The following is a 15493-nucleotide window of genomic DNA, read 5'->3' as shown; positions in this document are numbered from 1 at the left end:
CGTGTTCACCGCCCGTTCGACGGCTGGATCGGTGTGGTTCGCCCGCGCCCCTGCCGCGATCATCATCGGTGATGCGGGGCCCGGCCGACAAACCGCGTCCCCGGAAAGGGCAGGTCGCCCCGGTCCCGACCGGGGGAACCGGCCCCCGCGGTCGGCATAGGGTGGACGACCATGACATGGCTGATCACCGGCGGGGCCGGTTACATCGGGGCACATGTGGCGCGGGCCATGACCGGCGCCGGGGAGCGGGTCGTCGCGCTGGACGACCTCTCGGCCGGGGTGCCGGCGCGGCTGCCCGAGGGCGTGCCGCTGGTCAGGGGTTCGTCGCTGGACGGCGAGCTGGTGCGCCGGGTGTGCGCGGAGCACGGGGTGACCGGTGTGGTGCATCTCGCCGCGCGCAAGCAGGCCGCCGAGTCGGTGGCGCGGCCCACCTGGTACTACCGGGAGAACGTGGGCGGTCTGGCCACGCTCCTGGACGCGGTCGCCGACGCCGGGATCGAGCGCTTCGTCTTCTCCTCGTCCGCGGCCGTCTACGGCGACCTGGACGTGGACGTCATCACGGAGGACAGCCCCTGCGCCCCGGCGAACCCCTACGGCGAGACCAAGCTCGCCGGGGAGTGGCTGGTGCGGGCGGCGGGCCGGGCCCACGGCATCGCCACGGTGTGTCTGCGCTACTTCAACGTGGCGGGGGCGGCGGTGCCGGAGCTGGCCGACACCGGGGTCTTCAACATCGTGCCGATGGTCTTCGACCGGCTCACCCGCGACGAGGCCCCGCGCATCTTCGGCGACGACTACCCGACGCCGGACGGCACGTGCGTCCGTGACTACATCCATGTGGCCGATCTCGCCGAGGCGCACCTGGCGGCGGCCCGGGGGCTGTCCCGCGGGGACGTCACGGGGGACCTGACGGTGAACATCGGCCGGGGCGAGGGCGTCTCGGTGCGCGAGCTGATCACGGTCATCGGCGAGGTCACCGGCGACACCCGGGCCCCGCTCGTGGAGGACCGCCGCCCCGGCGACGCGCCCCGCGCGGTCGCCTCGTCCGCCCTCGCGGCCGAGCGCCTCGGCTGGACCGCACGGCGCTCGGTGCACGACATGATCGACTCCGCGTGGCAGGGCTGGCGGCTGCACCGCGGCGGCTGAGCGGCGCCGCCCCCACCCGTCGCCCGCCGCCTGACCTGCGAAAGGTTTGCGCAGGTCAGGGCACATGACAACGGTGTTCAGTGCCGCGTTGCGGATACCCCCTCCCCGTAGTTCACTGTCATCCGGACGGGGTCACGGGAAGGGGCCGTTTTCATGGGGGCTGGGCACGACCACGGGCATGCGCACGGCGCGCCCGCCGGCGGTACCGCGAGCGCCGCGTACCGCGGAAGGCTGCGGGTGGCACTGGCGATCACGCTCGGCGTCATGGTGGTGGAGATCGTCGGCGGGGTGCTCGCCGACTCCCTGGCGCTGGTGGCGGACGCCGCCCACATGGCGACGGACGCCCTGGGGCTCGGCATGGCCCTGGTGGCCATCCACGTCGCCAACCGTCCGCCGAGCGAGCGCCGCACCTTCGGGCTCGCCCGCGCGGAGATCCTGGCCGCGCTCGCCAACTGTCTGCTGCTCCTCGGCGTCGGCGGCTATGTGCTGTACGAGGCGATCGACCGGTTCGTCACACCGGCCGGGACCGCGGGTGGTCTGACGGTGGTGTTCGGCGCGATCGGTCTCGTCGCCAACATGGTGTCGCTGACGCTGCTGATGCGCGGGCAGAAGGAGAGCCTGAACGTGCGCGGCGCCTTCCTGGAGGTGGCGGCGGACGCGCTCGGCTCGGTCGCGGTGATCCTTTCCGCGCTGGTGATCCTCGCCACCGGCTGGACGGCCGCCGACCCGATCGCCTCGCTGGTGATCGCGCTGATGATCGTGCCCCGGACGTGGAAGCTGCTGCGCGAGACCCTGGACGTGCTGCTGGAGGCCGCCCCCAAGGGCGTCGACATGGGAAAGGTGCGGGCGCACATCCTGGCCACGGACGGCGTAGAGGACGTGCACGACCTGCACGCCTGGACGATCACCTCGGGGATGCCGGTGCTCTCCGCGCACGTGGTGGTCAGCTCCGAGGTCCTGAACGCCATCGGGCACGAGAAGATGCTGCACGAACTGCAGAACTGCCTGGGCGCCCACTTCGACGTGGAGCACTGCACCTTCCAGCTTGAGCCCGGCGGGCACGCGGCGCACGAGGCGCGTCTGTGCCACTAGACCCGGGTCACGGCGCGCCCCCGTGCGCCAACACGCCGGGGAACGCGGCTCTCCGCCCCCCGTGGGGGCGGCCCGGGACATGCGGGCGCGTCACGGAGTGCCGGGAGTGCCGGATCAGTGCGGCAGACTGGGGGCGCGAAGACCGAGTGAAGGATGGGTATGCCGATCACACCTGCCACCGCGACGAACAGCCCGTCGAACGGCGCCGCAGAGCCGATTTTGCTGGAACTGGTCGACGAGGACGGCGTGACGCTCGGCACCGCGGAGAAGCTCGCCGCGCATCAGCCGCCGGGACAGCTGCACCGGGCGTTCTCGGTGTTCCTCTTCGACGAGCGGGGACGGCTGCTGCTCCAGCAGCGGGCGCTCGGCAAGTACCACTCCCCCGGCGTGTGGTCCAACACCTGCTGCGGTCATCCGTACCCAGGGGAGGCGCCGTTCGCCGCGGCGGCCCGGCGGACCTTCGAGGAGCTGGGTGTCTCCCCCTCGCTGCTCGCCGAGGCCGGAACGGTCCGCTACAACCACCCGGACCCGGTCTCGGGCCTGGTCGAGCAGGAGTACAACCACCTCTTCGTCGGCATGGTGCAGGCGACGACGCGGCCGGATCCGGAGGAGGTCGCGTCCACCGCGTTCGTGACCCCGGCGGAGCTGGCGGAGCGGCACGCCAGGGACACCTTCTCGGCCTGGTTCCCGACCGTCCTCGACGCGGCCCGCCCGGCCGCCCGCGAGCTGACGGGACCGTCGGCGGGCTGGTGACCGGCGCTAGGGCAGGTACGCGGGCTTGAGCGGGAGGGCCGCCCAGACGACCTTGCCGCCGGTCGAGGTGTGCTCGATGTCGCACGTCCCGCCCGCCTCGCGGGTGATCTCCCGCACCAGGAGCAGCCCACGGCCGCCGGTGCGGCCGTGGTCGGTCTCCAGGGCGGTGGGCCGGTAGGGGTGGTTGTCCTCCACGGACACCCGGACCCACGCGGCGCCGACGGCGACCTCGACGGCGAGCGTCGGGGACAGCAGCGCCGCGTGCCGTACGGCGTTGGTGACCAGCTCGGAGACGATCAGCAGCAGCCCCTGCACCACCTCGTCCGCGACGGGTACTCCCTGGCGCAGCAGCAGGTCGCGCACGGCGTGACGGGCCTGCGGCACCGAGGCGTCGACCGCCGGGGCGGTGAACCGCCAGACGCCTTCGTACGGCAGCGGGTCGCCGCTGTCACGCTCGATTGTCACCACACGCCGAATGGTGGTCCCGATCGGCCCGGCGCCTCCGCACTGAACAGAAGTCAGCGGGTATCGAGCGCTTCCGACCGTTTCTGCAGGACACGGTCGCTTACATGACCGTTCCGGTGCGTTCCGTGTCGTCTCGGCGCACTATTCGGGTTGTACGGGTTTGGTGGCGTGACGCTCCCCCGTGTGCGGCGGCTCCCCCGGCGCCCGTGCGGCCTCCTCGCCGGCCAGCCGCTCGGAGACCATCCCGACGATCCGGCGTCCGCCGTAGCCGGTGGCGATCAGGCCGAGCCCGTCGAACAGCAGGGAGAGGGAGAAGAACGTACCGATGACGTACTGGCTGCTGCTCGGCCAGGTGCCCAGCACCAGGATGCCGAGGAGCAGTCCGAAGGCTCCCTGCACCAGCGTCCAGCCGAACTGCGGCCCGCGCACCACCAGGCTGCCCACCAGCCGGAACAGCCCGCCGGTGAGGAACAGCAGCGCGGCGAACATGGTCAGCGCCTCGGCAGCCGCCTCGGGGGTCTTGAGGATGACCACGCCGGCCGCGATGTTCAGGGCCGCGACGACCACGCCGAGCCAGAAGAAGTTGGTGTGCCGCGCCTGGACGGCGTGCAGCAGTCCGACCACGCCGCCGACGAGCAGCAGCCAGCCGAACAGCAGCATCGAGGTGAGGGTGGCGACGCCGGTGTAGACGAGCCCGACCAGGCCGGCGACGACCAGGATCACCCCGAGCACGGCGAGCCAGCTGAAGCCGCGGCTCAGTTTCGCGGCCTCGCCCCGCGGCTTGGTGGACCTGGCCATGAGTGCCTCCTCGTTCCCGTCTTCCCCTCCCCCAGTCTCCGCCGTCCGCCGGTCCCCCGCCGGGCGGAGTCCTGCCGGCCGGCGCCTCGACCGGGGCGGATAGCATCCGGCGCATGGAGCCCCAGCTGCTGCACACCGTCACCGGGCAGGTCGCCACGGTCGTCATACGCCATCCGGCGAAGCGCAACGCCATGACGGCCGCGATGTGGGGTTCCCTGCCGCCCCTGCTGGAAACGCTGGCGGCGGACCCCGGCGTACGGGTGCTGGTGCTCACCGGTGAGGGCGGGACGTTCTGCGCCGGGGCGGACATCTCCACGCTCCGGGGGTCGCCGCTGGAGGCGCAGCGGCTGGCGGTGGCGGCCGAGGAGGCGCTGGCCGCGTTCCCCGGGCCGACCCTGGCGGCGGTCCGCGGCCACTGCGTGGGCGGCGGGGCGCAGCTGGCGGCCGCCTGCGATCTGCGGTTCGCCGAGGAGGGCGCGCGGTTCGGGGTGACACCGGCGAAGCTCGGCATCGTCTACCCGTCCTCCGCCACCCGGCGGCTGGTGTCACTGGTCGGTCCGGCCACCGCCAAGTACCTGCTGTTCTCGGGCGAGCTGATCGGGACGGAGCGGGCGCTGCGCACCGGTCTTGTGGACGAGGTGCTGCCCGCGGGCGAACTGGACGGACGGGTCGCGGAGTTCACCGGGATCCTGGCGTCCCGCTCCTCGCTGACGCAGGCCGCCGCCAAGGAGTTCGCGAACGGCCGCACCGACCGGGACGCCCACTGGGAAGAGCGGGCGCGGGAGAGCGGCGACACCTCGGAGGGGGTCGCCGCGTTCCTGGAGCGCCGGACGCCGCGCTTCTCGTGACGGATGCATGTTGAAGCGTTGACGAGGTACACGGAGGGCAGCCCGGCCGGAGCGGCCGGGGGAGCGAAGGAGAGACTCATGCTGCGTGCCGTCGCGGATGTACTGCGTCAGATCGGTGGAGCCGTCGCCACGGTGGTGACACTGCCGTTCCGGGCGCTCGCCAGGCTCTTCGGCGGGGCCTCGTCCAGCACCCGGGGTCATCGCGCCTGACGCCGCCCGTGCGGTCCCCCGGCGCGTCGCCGCCCTGATCCCCGATTGTCGGCGTCACCTGCCACAATTGCCGCGCAACCTCAGTGGAGAAGGCGGTACGGGAACGTGACGACACCCCTCACAGGGTCCATCGAAGGCAGGATCGCCGAGGAACTCGGCGTACGGGAGCGGCAGGTCAGAGCCGCGGTGGAGCTGCTCGACGGCGGTTCGACCGTGCCCTTCATCGCCCGCTACCGCAAGGAAGCGACCGAGATGCTCGACGACGCGCAGCTGCGCACGCTCGAGGAGCGGCTGCGCTATCTGCGGGAGCTGGAGGAGCGCCGGACGGCGATCCTGGAGTCGGTGCGCGAGCAGGGCAAGCTCACCGACGAGCTGGAGGCGAGCATCCGGGGCGCGGAGACCAAGGCGCGCCTGGAGGACATCTATCTGCCGTACAAGCCCAAGCGCCGCACCAAGGCGCAGATCGCCCGCGAGGCGGGGCTGGAGCCGCTGGCGGAGGGGCTGCTCGGCGACCCGGGCGTCGACCCCCTCGCCGCGGCCGCCGCGTTCGTCGACGCCGGCAAGGGCGTCGCCGACCCGGGGGCGGCGCTGGAGGGCGCGCGGGCCATCCTCACCGAGCGGTTCTCGGAGGACGCCGACCTGATCGGCGAGCTGCGCGAGCGCATGTGGGTGCGCGGGCGGCTGGTCGCGAAGGTCCGCGAGGGCAAGGAGGAGGCGGGCGCCAAGTTCTCCGACTACTTCGACTTCGCCGAACCGTTCACCGAGCTGCCCTCCCACCGGGTGCTGGCGATGCTGCGCGGCGAGAAGGAGGAGGTCCTCGACCTCGTCCTGCAGCCGGAGGAGCCCACGGACGGGCCGTCGTCGTACGAGGGGATCGTCGCCGGCCGGTTCGGGATCGCCCAGCGGGGGCGTCCGGGTGACAAGTGGCTGGGCGACACGGTCCGCTGGGCCTGGCGCACCCGCATCCTGGTGCACCTCGGCATCGACCTCAGGCTGCGGCTGCGTACGGCGGCCGAGGACGAGGCGGTGCGGGTCTTCGCGGCCAATCTGCGCGACCTGCTGCTCGCCGCCCCGGCGGGCACCCGCGCGACGCTCGGCCTGGACCCGGGCTTCCGCACGGGCGTGAAGGTCGCCGTGGTGGACGCGACCGGCAAGGTCGTCGCCACGGACGTGATCCACCCGCACGTCCCGGCGAACCGCTGGGACGAGGCCGTCGCCAAGCTGGCGCGGCTGGCGAAGGAGCACGCGGTCGAGCTGATCGCGATCGGCAACGGTACGGCGTCCCGCGAGACCGACAAGCTCGCCGGTGAACTCATCACCCGGCACCCCGAGCTGAAGCTGACCAAGGTGATGGTCTCCGAGGCGGGCGCCTCCGTGTACTCGGCCTCCGCCTTCGCCTCCCAGGAACTGCCCGACATGGACGTGTCGCTGCGCGGCGCGGTGTCGATCGCGCGGCGGCTGCAGGACCCGCTGGCGGAGCTGGTGAAGATCGACCCCAAGTCGATCGGGGTGGGCCAGTACCAGCACGACCTGTCCGAGGTGAAGCTGTCGCGCTCGCTGGACGCGGTGGTGGAGGACTGTGTGAACGGCGTGGGTGTGGACGTCAACACCGCGTCCGCGCCGCTGCTCGCCCGGGTCTCCGGCATCACGTCGGGGCTGGCCGAGAACATCGTGGCGCACCGGGACGGCAACGGACCGTTCCGGTCGCGCGGCGAGCTGAAGAAGGTGAGCCGGCTCGGCCCGAAGGCCTACGAGCAGTGCGCGGGCTTCCTGCGGATCCGCGGCGGGGACGACCCGCTGGACGCGTCCAGTGTGCACCCGGAGGCGTACCCGGTCGTGCGGCGGATGGTGGCGTCCTCCGGGGCGGAGGTCGCCGCGCTGATCGGCAACACCGCGGTGCTGCGGTCGCTGCGGGCGCCGGACTTCGTGGACGAGACGTTCGGTCTGCCCACCGTGAGCGACATCCTCAAGGAGCTGGAGAAGCCCGGGCGGGACCCGCGGCCGGCGTTCAAGACGGCCGTCTTCAAGGAGGGCGTGGAGAAGATCGCCGACCTCTCCTCGGGGATGGTGCTGGAGGGCGTCGTCACCAACGTCGCCGCGTTCGGCGCGTTCGTGGACGTCGGTGTGCACCAGGACGGCCTGGTGCACGTCTCCGCGATGTCGAAGACGTTCGTGAAGGACCCGCGGGACGTGGTGAAGCCGGGGGACATCGTCAAGGTGAAGGTGCTCGACGTGGACGTCCCGCGGAAGCGGATCTCGCTGACGCTGCGCCTGGACGACGAGGCCGCGCCGCAGGGTCAGGCGCCCTCCGGGGAGCGGCGGCAGCGCGGCGGGCGTCCGCCGCAGCAGCGCCAGGGCCGCGGCGGCGGCTCGCGCCAGGCCCCCGCGCCGGCGAACGGCGCGATGGCCGACGCGCTGCGCCGGGCCGGTCTGGTCGACCCCAAGAACGGCAGGCGCTGAGCCGACCCGGGCCGGTGTGCTCCGCCGTGACGGCGGGGACACCGGCCCGGCGTGGTCCGCACGGCGGGCCCGCACCGCTCGTAGAGTGCCGGCATGCCGACATCACGCGTCATCACCTGGGAGGTCACGGCGAGCGGGGGGTACGAGACCGCCTGGGCCGAACTCGGCGGGGACGCCCTGCGGGCCCGCGGGCGGGCCGTCGGGACCCTTCCGGAGCCGTACTGGATCACCTATGAGCTGGTGACCGGGGCCGGCTTCGTCACCCGGCGGCTGCGGGTGACCGCCGAGGACGCCTCCGGCAGCCGCTCGCTGGACCTGCGCCACGACGTCCGGGGCGGCTGGAGCGCCGACGGCGAGCGGCTCGACGGCCTGGACGGCGCCCTCGACTGCGACCTGGGGCTGTGCCCGCTGACCAACACCATGCCGGTGCTGCGGCACGGCCTGCACCGCGCCCCGGGCGAACGGGAGTTCCTGATGGCGTGGGTGTCCGTGCCCGACCTGGCGGTGCGGCCGTCACGGCAGACGTACACGCATCTCGGGCCCCGGCGCGTCCGTTACGCGTCCGGGGACTTCCGCAGCGATCTCGCACTCGACGAGGACGGCTTCGTCGTCGACTACCTGCGCCTGGCGCGGCGGCTGGGCTCTCGGGGCCAAGGGCCTAGCGCTCGGTGACCTTGCCGTCGGCGACCTCCAGGCGCCGGGTCACCCGGACCGCGTCGAGCATGCGGCGGTCGTGGGTGATGAGCAGGAGGGTGCCCTCGTAGGCGTTCAGGGCCGATTCGAGTTGTTCGATGGCCGGCAGGTCCAGGTGGTTGGTCGGCTCGTCGAGCACCAGGAGGTTGACGCCCCTGCCCTGCAGGAGGGCGAGGGCGGCGCGGGTGCGTTCGCCCGGGGAGAGGGTGGCCGCGGGGCGCGTCACATGGTCCGCCTTGAGGCCGAACTTGGCCAGCAGGGTGCGGATGTCGGCCGGTTCCAAGTCCGGCACCGCCGGGCGGAACGCGTCGAGCAGGCTCTCCGGGCCGTGGAACAGCGCGCGGGCCTGGTCGACCTCGCCGAGCAGGACCCCGGAACCCAGGGCGGCGTGCCCCGCGTCGAGCGGTACGCGGCCCAGCAGGGCGCCGAGCAGGGTGGACTTGCCCGCGCCGTTGGCGCCCGTGACGGCCACCCGGTCCGCCCAGTCGATCTGCAGCGACACCGGTCCCAGGGTGAAGCCGCCGCGCCGGACCTCCGCGTCCCGGAGGGTGGCGACGACCGCGCCCGAGCGGGGGGCCGAGGCGATCTCCATGCGCAGCTCCCACTCCTTGCGCGGCTCCTCGACCACCTCCAGGCGCTCGATCATGCGCTGCGTCTGACGCGCCTTCGCGGCCTGCTTCTCGCTGGCCTCGCTGCGGAACTTGCGGCCGATCTTGTCGTTGTCGCCGCCCGCCTTGCGGCGGGCGTTCTTCACGCCCTTGTCCATCCAGGCCCGCTGGGTCTGCGCCCGGTCCTGGAGGGCGGCCTTCTTGTCGGCGTACTCCTCGTAGTCGTCACGGGCGTGCCGGCGGGCCACGTCCCGCTCCTCCAGATAGGCCTCGTAGCCACCGCCGTAGAGGTTGATCCGGCGCTGGGCCAGGTCGAGTTCGAGGACCTTGGTGACCGTGCGGGTGAGGAACTCGCGGTCGTGGCTGACCACGACGGTCCCGGCACGCAGTCCGGTCACGAAGTGCTCGAGGCGTTCCAGTCCGTCCAGGTCGAGGTCGTTGGTCGGCTCGTCGAGGAGGAAGACGTCGTAGCGGGACAGGAGGAGGGAGGCGAGGCCCGCGCGGGCCGCCTGGCCGCCGGACAGGGACGTCATCGGCTGTTCCGGGCCGACGGCCAGGCCGAGGGTGCCGGCGACCTCCTCGGCCCGCTCGTCGAGGTCGGCGCCGCCCAGGGACAGCCAGCGCTCCAGACTCGTGGCGTACGCGTCGTCCGCGCCCGGCGCTCCGTCCACCAGGGCCTGGGTGGCCTCGTCCATCGCCCGCTGGGCATCGGCGACGCCGGTGCGGCGGGCCAGGAAATCCCGCACGCTCTCGCCCGGCCGGCGCTCCGGCTCCTGCGGGAGGTGTCCGACGGTCGCGGCGGGCGGGGAGAGGCGCAGCTCGCCGTGTTCCGGTGCGGTGAGTCCGGCGAGCAGGCGCAGCAGCGTGGACTTGCCCGCGCCGTTGGCGCCGACCAGGCCGATCACGTCGCCGGGGGCGACGACGAGGTCGAGACCGGTGAACAGGGAGCGGTCTCCGTGCCCGGCGGCGAGGTTCTTGGCGACGAGGGTGGCAGTCATCAGACCGCCGATCCTAATGGCCGGGCGCGGCCGGACGCGCCCGGGTCCTCACCGCCCCACCCCGGTCACCAGCACCGTCCCGCCGGTGCGTGCCACGAGGTACGCCTCGCCCCGCACCGCCCTGCCGTCCAGCGGGACCCGGTGGCGGCCGGGTTCGAGGACGCCGTCGAAGAGGTCCTGGGCGCGGGTGCGGGAGAGGCGGTCCAGGCGGTACGCGGTGAGCCGCACCCTGCACGGCGAGGTGATCTCCAGCTCCGCCCCCGCGGTGGTGGCGGTGAGCTCCGTCAGGCGGCGCCCCTCCCGCGGGCCGCGGTCCAGGGCCTGCTCGGTCTGGGCGACGAGCAGCGGGACGACGGGGGCGAGCCCCTCGACACAGGGCACGTCGACGCCCGCGCCGGCGAAGGCCCGGCGCACGGCGTCGCGTTCCCCGTCGCTCACCGACGGGCCGAAGAGCACGGCGCCGTAGCCGCGCAGTTCGTCGGCGGGGACGCCGTCGGCGTCCTGGGCGATGTCGGCGCCGACGCCGATGGTGCGCAGGGCGGCGGCGAGGCGGGCGAGCCGGGCGGCCCGGGCGCCGATCAGCAGGACGCGGCGGCGGGCGCCGGGGACGCCGCCGTCGAGGAGGGCGGCGAGGGCGGTGCGGTACTCGGCGCCGTGGAAGCGGAACGGGCCGATGCCGTGGTAGCCGTTGCGTTCCAGGTCGGCGTGCTCGTCGGTCTGCCAGGCGAAGTCGCGCCAGAGGACGTCCTCGCCGTCCCGTTCGATGACCGCGGTGACCGCGCCGCAGGCGAGGTCCTCGCACTCGGGGCAGCCGTAGACGATGTACCGGCCGGCGGGCAGCGGCGCCCCGGCCTCCAGCAGCAGGGCGCGGACCTGGGAGGTGAACAGGGAGGGCGGGACGTCGGAGGCGAGCGGGGAGACGGCGTCCAGGTCGGACAGGCGGTGGAGCAGCGGGCGGCCGTCGACGACGAAGTCGACGAAGTCCCGGTGGACTTGGAAGTCACCGTTGGCGAGGAGTCCACCGGCCCGCATCGCCGGTGCCAGGCCGAAGGTGGCGTACTCGGCAGACATGCGGTGAGTATTCCCACCGGAGAACGGACCTGAGCACGGTACGACCGCTTCCGCTACGGTCGCCCGATGGGAACCGAACTGGACTGCGACGTCCTGGTGATCGGCGGTGGGGTCGTCGGGCTCACGACGGGCGTGGTCCTCGCCGAGCGTGGTGTGCGGGTACGGCTGTGGACGCGGGACCCGGTCGGGCGGACCACCTCGGCGGTCGCGGGCGCGCTGTGGTGGCCGTACCGGATCGAGCCGGTGGCGTCGGCGCGGGCATGGGCGCTGCGGTCGCTGGAGGTGTACGAGGAACTGGCGGTGCGGCCGGGGGCCACGGGCGTACGGATGGTCGAGGGGGTACTGGGCGAGACGGCCCTCGACGAGGTCGGCTCGTGGGCGGCCGCGCGGCTGCCGGGGCTGCGCATGGCGACGGCCGGCGAGTACCCCGTCGGGTCGGGTGTGCGGGCCCGGCTGCCGCTCATCGACATGCCGGTTCATCTGGCGTGGCTGCGGGAGCGGTTCGTCGCGGCGGGCGGTGTGGTCGAGGAGCGTGCGGTGACGGACCTGGCGGAGGCTGCCGCGCCGGTGGTGGTCAACTGCACGGGGCTGGGGGCGCGGGAGCTGGTGCCGGATCCCTCCGTGCGGCCGGTGCGGGGGCAGTTGGTGGTCGTGGCGAACCCGGGGGTCCGCACCTGGACGGTGTCCACGGGGGCGGACGGCTCGATGGCGTACCTCTTCCCGCAGCCGGGGCGTCTGGTGCTCGGGGGTACGGCGGAGGAGGACGCGTGGTCCACGGAGCCGGATTCGGAGGTGGCCGCGGCGATCGTGCGCCGGTGCGCGGTGCTGTGTCCGGCTGTCGCCGGGGCGCGGGTGCTGGAGCACCGGGTGGGGCTGCGGCCCGCGCGGGACGCGGTGCGGCTGGAGCGGGTGCCGGGGGCGGACGGGCGCGCGTGGGTGCACAACTACGGTCACGGCGGTGCGGGGGTCACGGTGGCGTGGGGCTGCGCGGAGGAGGCGGCGGCGCTGGCCGCCCGCTGAGACGGCCGGGGGGCACATGGGCCGGCCGGCGCCGGGAAGGCGCCGTCGCGCCCGCCCGTGCCGCCCTGCGGCACGACTGCCCGCGACTGGAGCGGCACGGGGGGATGCGCCGGGCACGGCGGTGAGGTGCTCGGGTGGGCGCGGCGACGCCCGCCGGGCACGGGTCGTGCGCGGCGGGCGTGGTCGTGCCGGGGGCTGTCAGTGGTGTTTGCCGATGGGGTCGCCCTCGATGTCCGGGCCGCGGCCCGGGCCCACGCGGATCTCGAACTCGCCGTCGTACTTCTTGTGGCCCTCGATGACCGCGAGTTCCACCGCCTCCGAGCCCATCTCGCCCCGCACGATGAGCGGGTCGCGGCGCAGGTCGCGCATGAGCGCCACGCACATGAAGAGCATCACGAGGACGAACGGGGCCGCCGCGAGGATCGTGAGGTTCTGCAGGCCGGTCAGCGCGTCGCCCTGCCCGCTGCCCACCAGCAGCATGATCGCCGCCACGGCGCCGGTGACGACGCCCCAGAAGACCACCGCCCAGCGGCTGGGTTCGAGCGCGCCCTTCTGCGAGAGCGTGCCCATCACGATGGAGGCCGCGTCGGCCCCCGAGACGAAGAAGATGCCGACGAGGACCATCACCAGCAGGCTGGTGAAGGTGGCGGCGGGGTACTCCTGCAGCACGGCGAAGAGCCGGCCCTCGGGGGTCGTCTCGTTGCCCAGCCGGTCCTGCTCCTGCAGCTTCATCGCCGTGCCGCCGAAGATCGCGAACCAGATCAGGCTGACCGTGCTGGGGACCAGGATGACCCCGCCGATGAACTGGCGGATGGTCCGGCCCCGGCTGATCCGGGCGATGAACATGCCCACGAAGGGCGTCCAGGAGATCCACCAGGCCCAGTAGAAGACGGTCCAGCTGCCCAGCCACGCCGGGACGTCCTGGCCGCCGCTGATCTCGGTGCGGCCGGCCAGCTGGGGCAGGTCGCCGAGGTAGCCGAAGACCGAGGTGGGGAGCAGGTCGAGGACGATGATGGTGGGGCCCGCGACGAACACGAACACGGCGAGGATCAGCGCCAGCACCATGTTGATGTTCGACAGCCACTGGATGCCCTTCTCCACACCGGAGATCGCCGAGGCCACGAACGCCACGGTCAGCACCGCGATGATGGTGACCAGCAGCCCGGTGCTGACCTTGCCCATCCAGCCGAGCTTCTCCACGCCGGAGCCGATCTGCAGCGCGCCGAGGCCCAGCGAGGCCGCGGAGCCGAACACCGTGGCGATGATGGCGAGCACGTCGATGACCCGGCCGCCGACGCCGTTGGCGTTCTTCTCCCCGATGAGCGGGGTGAACACGGCGCTGATGGTCTGCCGGCGGCGCCTGCGGAAGGTGCTGTAGGCGATGGCGAGGCCGACCACCGCGTAGATCGCCCACGGGTGGAGCGTCCAGTGGAACAGGGTCGTGGCCATGGCCGTCTCCATACGAGCGCCCGAGTCGGCCGGATGGGTGCCCGGCGGGGGCGTCGTGTAGTGCGCCAGCGGTTCGCTCACGCCCCAGAACATCAGGCCGATGCCCATGCCCGCGCTGAACATCATGGCGATCCACGACACCGTGCGGAACTCCGGCTTCTCGCCCTCGGCGCCGAGGTGGATCCGGCCGTAGCGGCTGGCCGCGAGCCAGAGGGCGAAGACCACGAAGGCGGAGGCGGCCAGCATGAAGGCCCATCCGCCGTTGTGCATCAGACCGCTCAGCGCGGTGCTGGAGACCTTCTCGAGGGAGTCCGTCGCGACGGCGCCCCAGAGGACGAACGCGAGGGTGAGCACGGCCGTGACGCCGAACACCACCCGGTCGGTCTGCGGGAGCCCCCGGCCCGCCAGGCCCGCCTCGGAGCCCGGCAGTGGACTGTCCGTGGGGTCCTCGTCACTGTGCTGTTCCTGCGACACGGGCGGCACCTTTCCTCAGAGCCGTGGGCGGAGGGCGCTCCTCCCGATACGCCCCTACCACCTTTGGCGCAAAACTCACCTCATCCGAGCATCACAATTTCCGGAGGTCAGGCCCCGTCCCCGTGGTCGTAGACGGTCACCGGGACGCCTCTGCGGACGAGCCGCTCGGTGATGAGCGGCTCGACGCGGGACCACGTGCCGCCGGCGAGGCCACAGCCGATGCGGGGCATGTGCACGGAGGCGTTCAGCTCGGTCGCCCGGCCGACCAGGAGGCCGAGCGCCGTGCCGATCGCCTCGTAGCGCACGGGCACGCCCTTGCTGCCCGTCCGCACGCCCCGCTGGCCGATCATGTTGGCCACCCAGACGTACCGCTCGACCCGGACCAGCTGGAGGGCGCCCAGGGCGAAGTCGTTGGACGCGCGCTCCCGGTGCCAGGTCCGGTACGCCCGCTCCGGCTCGGGCCAGCGGCGGGACACCGCCAGGACGAAGCCCTTGCCCCATCCCCCGATGTCGTTGCAGACGTGCGCGACGATCTTGACGCCCTTCACCGACGGAACGGTGGCGTCACCCCGGACGTATGTGATCCCCGACATGACGCCACCGTAGAGCCCGCCACCGACAGTGGCCCCGGGCAGGTGTCACATCAGTGGTGGGACAGCGATACTGCTGCACATGACGACCGAGACCGAGCAGCCGCTCACGATCGACGAACTGGCGGCCCGGGCCGGTGTCACCGTGCGCACGGTCCGCTTCTACGGCACGAGGGGGCTGCTGCCGCCGCCGGTGATCGGTCCCCGGCGGGTCGGTCATTACGGTGAGGAACACCTGGCCCGGCTGGAGCTCATCGAGGAGCTGCAGAGCCGGGGCATGACGCTGGCGGCCATCGAGCGGTACCTCGGACAGCTGCCGCCCGGTCTGAGCGCCCGGGACCTGGCGATCCAGCGGGCCGTGGTGGCGTCGTGGGCGCCCGGGGCGGTGGAGGCGGTGTCCCGGCGGGAGCTGGAGCGCCGGGCGGGACGGGCGCTGGACGAGGAGGACCTGGAGCGGCTGGCGGCGATGGGCGTCGTCGAGCGGGCCGGCGGGTCCGGCGCGGACGGCGAGGACTTCCGGGTGGACGCCGGGCTGCTGCGGCTCGGTGTGGAACTGCTGGACATGCCGCTCTCCCACGAGACGCTGCTCGCCGCCCGTACCGCGCTCGTCGAGCACTCCCGCGCCGCCGCCCACGACCTGTCGCGGCTGCTGCGCGACGCGGTCGCGGAGCGGGAGGCGCGGGACGTGCGGTCCCTGTCCGCGCGGATGCATCCGCTCGTGGTGCAGGCGCTGCTGACCACCTTCCAGCGGTCGCTGCGGGAGGAGCTGCGGGAGTGGCTGGACCGCGAGGGGTGACCGGGCGGGCCGGGCACCCCTCGCC

Annotated in this window: 15 protein-coding genes; 9 read left to right on the top strand and 6 right to left on the bottom strand. The window is 73.2% G+C overall.

The window, feature by feature from the left end; genetic code table 11:
* Positions 1 to 171 precede the first annotated feature (171 nt).
* The 3 genes from galE (at position 172) to idi (ending at position 2988) form a co-directional block, all read left to right on the top strand.
* Positions 172 to 1143, top strand: a complete 972-nt coding sequence (galE, locus tag CNQ36_RS31070; RefSeq protein WP_121548865.1) for a UDP-glucose 4-epimerase GalE — start codon at positions 172 to 174, stop codon at positions 1141 to 1143.
* A 153-nt stretch (positions 1144 to 1296) separates the two neighbouring features.
* Positions 1297 to 2235: a cation diffusion facilitator family transporter gene (locus tag CNQ36_RS31065; RefSeq protein ID WP_121548863.1), complete on the top strand. Its 939-nt coding sequence runs from the start codon at positions 1297 to 1299 to the stop codon at positions 2233 to 2235.
* Positions 2236 to 2394: 159 nt separating this feature from the next.
* Positions 2395 to 2988, top strand: coding sequence for an isopentenyl-diphosphate Delta-isomerase (idi, locus tag CNQ36_RS31060; RefSeq protein WP_121548861.1), 594 nt, complete (start codon positions 2395 to 2397; stop codon positions 2986 to 2988).
* Between the two features lie 6 nt (positions 2989 to 2994).
* On the opposite strand, the gene CNQ36_RS31055 is transcribed toward idi, so the two are convergent.
* Positions 2995 to 3456, bottom strand: coding sequence for an ATP-binding protein (locus CNQ36_RS31055; protein ID WP_040905542.1), 462 nt, complete (start codon positions 3454 to 3456; stop codon positions 2995 to 2997).
* A gap of 138 nt (positions 3457 to 3594) precedes the next feature.
* Positions 3595 to 4251 (bottom strand): HdeD family acid-resistance protein, encoded by a 657-nt coding sequence (locus CNQ36_RS31050; protein WP_121548859.1) that lies wholly within the window; start codon positions 4249 to 4251, stop codon positions 3595 to 3597.
* 113 nt (positions 4252 to 4364) lie between these two features.
* Between CNQ36_RS31050 and CNQ36_RS31045 the strand changes: the two genes are divergently transcribed.
* The 4 genes from CNQ36_RS31045 to CNQ36_RS31035 all read left to right on the top strand — a co-directional run bounded on the left by CNQ36_RS31045 (position 4365) and on the right by CNQ36_RS31035 (position 8441).
* Complete coding sequence (locus CNQ36_RS31045) at positions 4365 to 5099, top strand: enoyl-CoA hydratase/isomerase family protein (protein WP_121548858.1); 735 nt, start codon at positions 4365 to 4367, stop codon at positions 5097 to 5099.
* A gap of 78 nt (positions 5100 to 5177) precedes the next feature.
* A complete protein-coding gene (locus CNQ36_RS35655; protein ID WP_254895904.1) occupies positions 5178 to 5309 on the top strand; it encodes an LPFR motif small protein in 132 nt (43 codons plus the stop codon).
* A 105-nt stretch (positions 5310 to 5414) separates the two neighbouring features.
* Positions 5415 to 7769, top strand: coding sequence for a Tex family protein (locus CNQ36_RS31040; protein ID WP_121548856.1), 2355 nt, complete (start codon positions 5415 to 5417; stop codon positions 7767 to 7769).
* Between the two features lie 93 nt (positions 7770 to 7862).
* The gene (locus CNQ36_RS31035; protein WP_121548854.1) at positions 7863 to 8441 is read left to right on the top strand and encodes a putative glycolipid-binding domain-containing protein; all 579 of its coding nucleotides are present in this window, start codon (positions 7863 to 7865) and stop codon (positions 8439 to 8441) included.
* Here the strand turns inward: CNQ36_RS31035 and CNQ36_RS31030 are convergent.
* Together CNQ36_RS31030 and CNQ36_RS31025 are read right to left on the bottom strand one after the other, a co-directional pair.
* A complete protein-coding gene (locus tag CNQ36_RS31030) occupies positions 8428 to 10068 on the bottom strand; it encodes an ABC-F family ATP-binding cassette domain-containing protein (protein WP_121548852.1) in 1641 nt (546 codons plus the stop codon). The genes CNQ36_RS31035 and CNQ36_RS31030 overlap by 14 nt on opposite strands.
* Before the next feature lie 48 nt (positions 10069 to 10116).
* Positions 10117 to 11139, bottom strand: coding sequence for an oxidoreductase (locus CNQ36_RS31025; protein WP_121548851.1), 1023 nt, complete (start codon positions 11137 to 11139; stop codon positions 10117 to 10119).
* A 66-nt stretch (positions 11140 to 11205) separates the two neighbouring features.
* Here CNQ36_RS31025 and CNQ36_RS31020 point away from each other — a divergent pair, with 66 nt between their 5' ends.
* A complete protein-coding gene (locus tag CNQ36_RS31020; RefSeq protein WP_121548849.1) occupies positions 11206 to 12159 on the top strand; it encodes an FAD-dependent oxidoreductase in 954 nt (317 codons plus the stop codon).
* 198 nt (positions 12160 to 12357) lie between these two features.
* Here the strand turns inward: CNQ36_RS31020 and CNQ36_RS31015 are convergent, their stop codons facing one another.
* The gene (locus CNQ36_RS31015; protein ID WP_420857175.1) at positions 12358 to 14091 is read right to left on the bottom strand and encodes a BCCT family transporter; all 1734 of its coding nucleotides are present in this window, start codon (positions 14089 to 14091) and stop codon (positions 12358 to 12360) included.
* 98 nt (positions 14092 to 14189) lie between these two features.
* Positions 14190 to 14675: a macro domain-containing protein gene (locus CNQ36_RS31010; RefSeq protein WP_121548845.1), complete on the bottom strand. Its 486-nt coding sequence runs from the start codon at positions 14673 to 14675 to the stop codon at positions 14190 to 14192.
* Positions 14676 to 14754: 79 nt separating this feature from the next.
* Between CNQ36_RS31010 and CNQ36_RS31005 the strand changes: the two genes are divergently transcribed.
* Positions 14755 to 15468 carry a MerR family transcriptional regulator gene (locus CNQ36_RS31005; RefSeq protein WP_121548843.1) on the top strand — a complete coding sequence of 238 codons (714 nt, stop codon included), beginning with the start codon at positions 14755 to 14757 and terminating at the stop codon, positions 15466 to 15468.
* Positions 15469 to 15493: the final 25 nt, after the last annotated feature.

It is taken from the genome of Streptomyces fungicidicus, from assembly GCF_003665435.1.
GTDB lineage: Bacteria > Actinomycetota > Actinomycetes > Streptomycetales > Streptomycetaceae > Streptomyces > Streptomyces fungicidicus.
The sequence above is the reverse complement of the archived record's forward strand: the minus strand, read 5'-3'. Positions and strand labels throughout refer to the sequence as shown.

What these genes read in the sequence shown, in the direction of transcription:
- galE (WP_121548865.1), top strand. Translation starts at nt 172, where the DNA reads ATGACATGGCTGATCACCGGCGGGGCCGGTTACATCGGGGCACATGTG.
- CNQ36_RS31065 (WP_121548863.1), top strand. Translation starts at nt 1,297, where the DNA reads ATGGGGGCTGGGCACGACCACGGGCATGCGCACGGCGCGCCCGCCGGC.
- idi (WP_121548861.1), top strand. Translation starts at nt 2,395, where the DNA reads ATGCCGATCACACCTGCCACCGCGACGAACAGCCCGTCGAACGGCGCC.
- CNQ36_RS31050 (WP_121548859.1), bottom strand. Translation starts at nt 4,251, where the DNA reads ATGGCCAGGTCCACCAAGCCGCGGGGCGAGGCCGCGAAACTGAGCCGC.
- CNQ36_RS31045 (WP_121548858.1), top strand. Translation starts at nt 4,365, where the DNA reads ATGGAGCCCCAGCTGCTGCACACCGTCACCGGGCAGGTCGCCACGGTC.
- CNQ36_RS35655 (WP_254895904.1), top strand. Translation starts at nt 5,178, where the DNA reads ATGCTGCGTGCCGTCGCGGATGTACTGCGTCAGATCGGTGGAGCCGTC.
- CNQ36_RS31035 (WP_121548854.1), top strand. Translation starts at nt 7,863, where the DNA reads ATGCCGACATCACGCGTCATCACCTGGGAGGTCACGGCGAGCGGGGGG.
- CNQ36_RS31030 (WP_121548852.1), bottom strand. Translation starts at nt 10,068, where the DNA reads ATGACTGCCACCCTCGTCGCCAAGAACCTCGCCGCCGGGCACGGAGAC.
- CNQ36_RS31025 (WP_121548851.1), bottom strand. Translation starts at nt 11,139, where the DNA reads ATGTCTGCCGAGTACGCCACCTTCGGCCTGGCACCGGCGATGCGGGCC.
- CNQ36_RS31020 (WP_121548849.1), top strand. Translation starts at nt 11,206, where the DNA reads ATGGGAACCGAACTGGACTGCGACGTCCTGGTGATCGGCGGTGGGGTC.
- CNQ36_RS31010 (WP_121548845.1), bottom strand. Translation starts at nt 14,675, where the DNA reads ATGTCGGGGATCACATACGTCCGGGGTGACGCCACCGTTCCGTCGGTG.
- CNQ36_RS31005 (WP_121548843.1), top strand. Translation starts at nt 14,755, where the DNA reads ATGACGACCGAGACCGAGCAGCCGCTCACGATCGACGAACTGGCGGCC.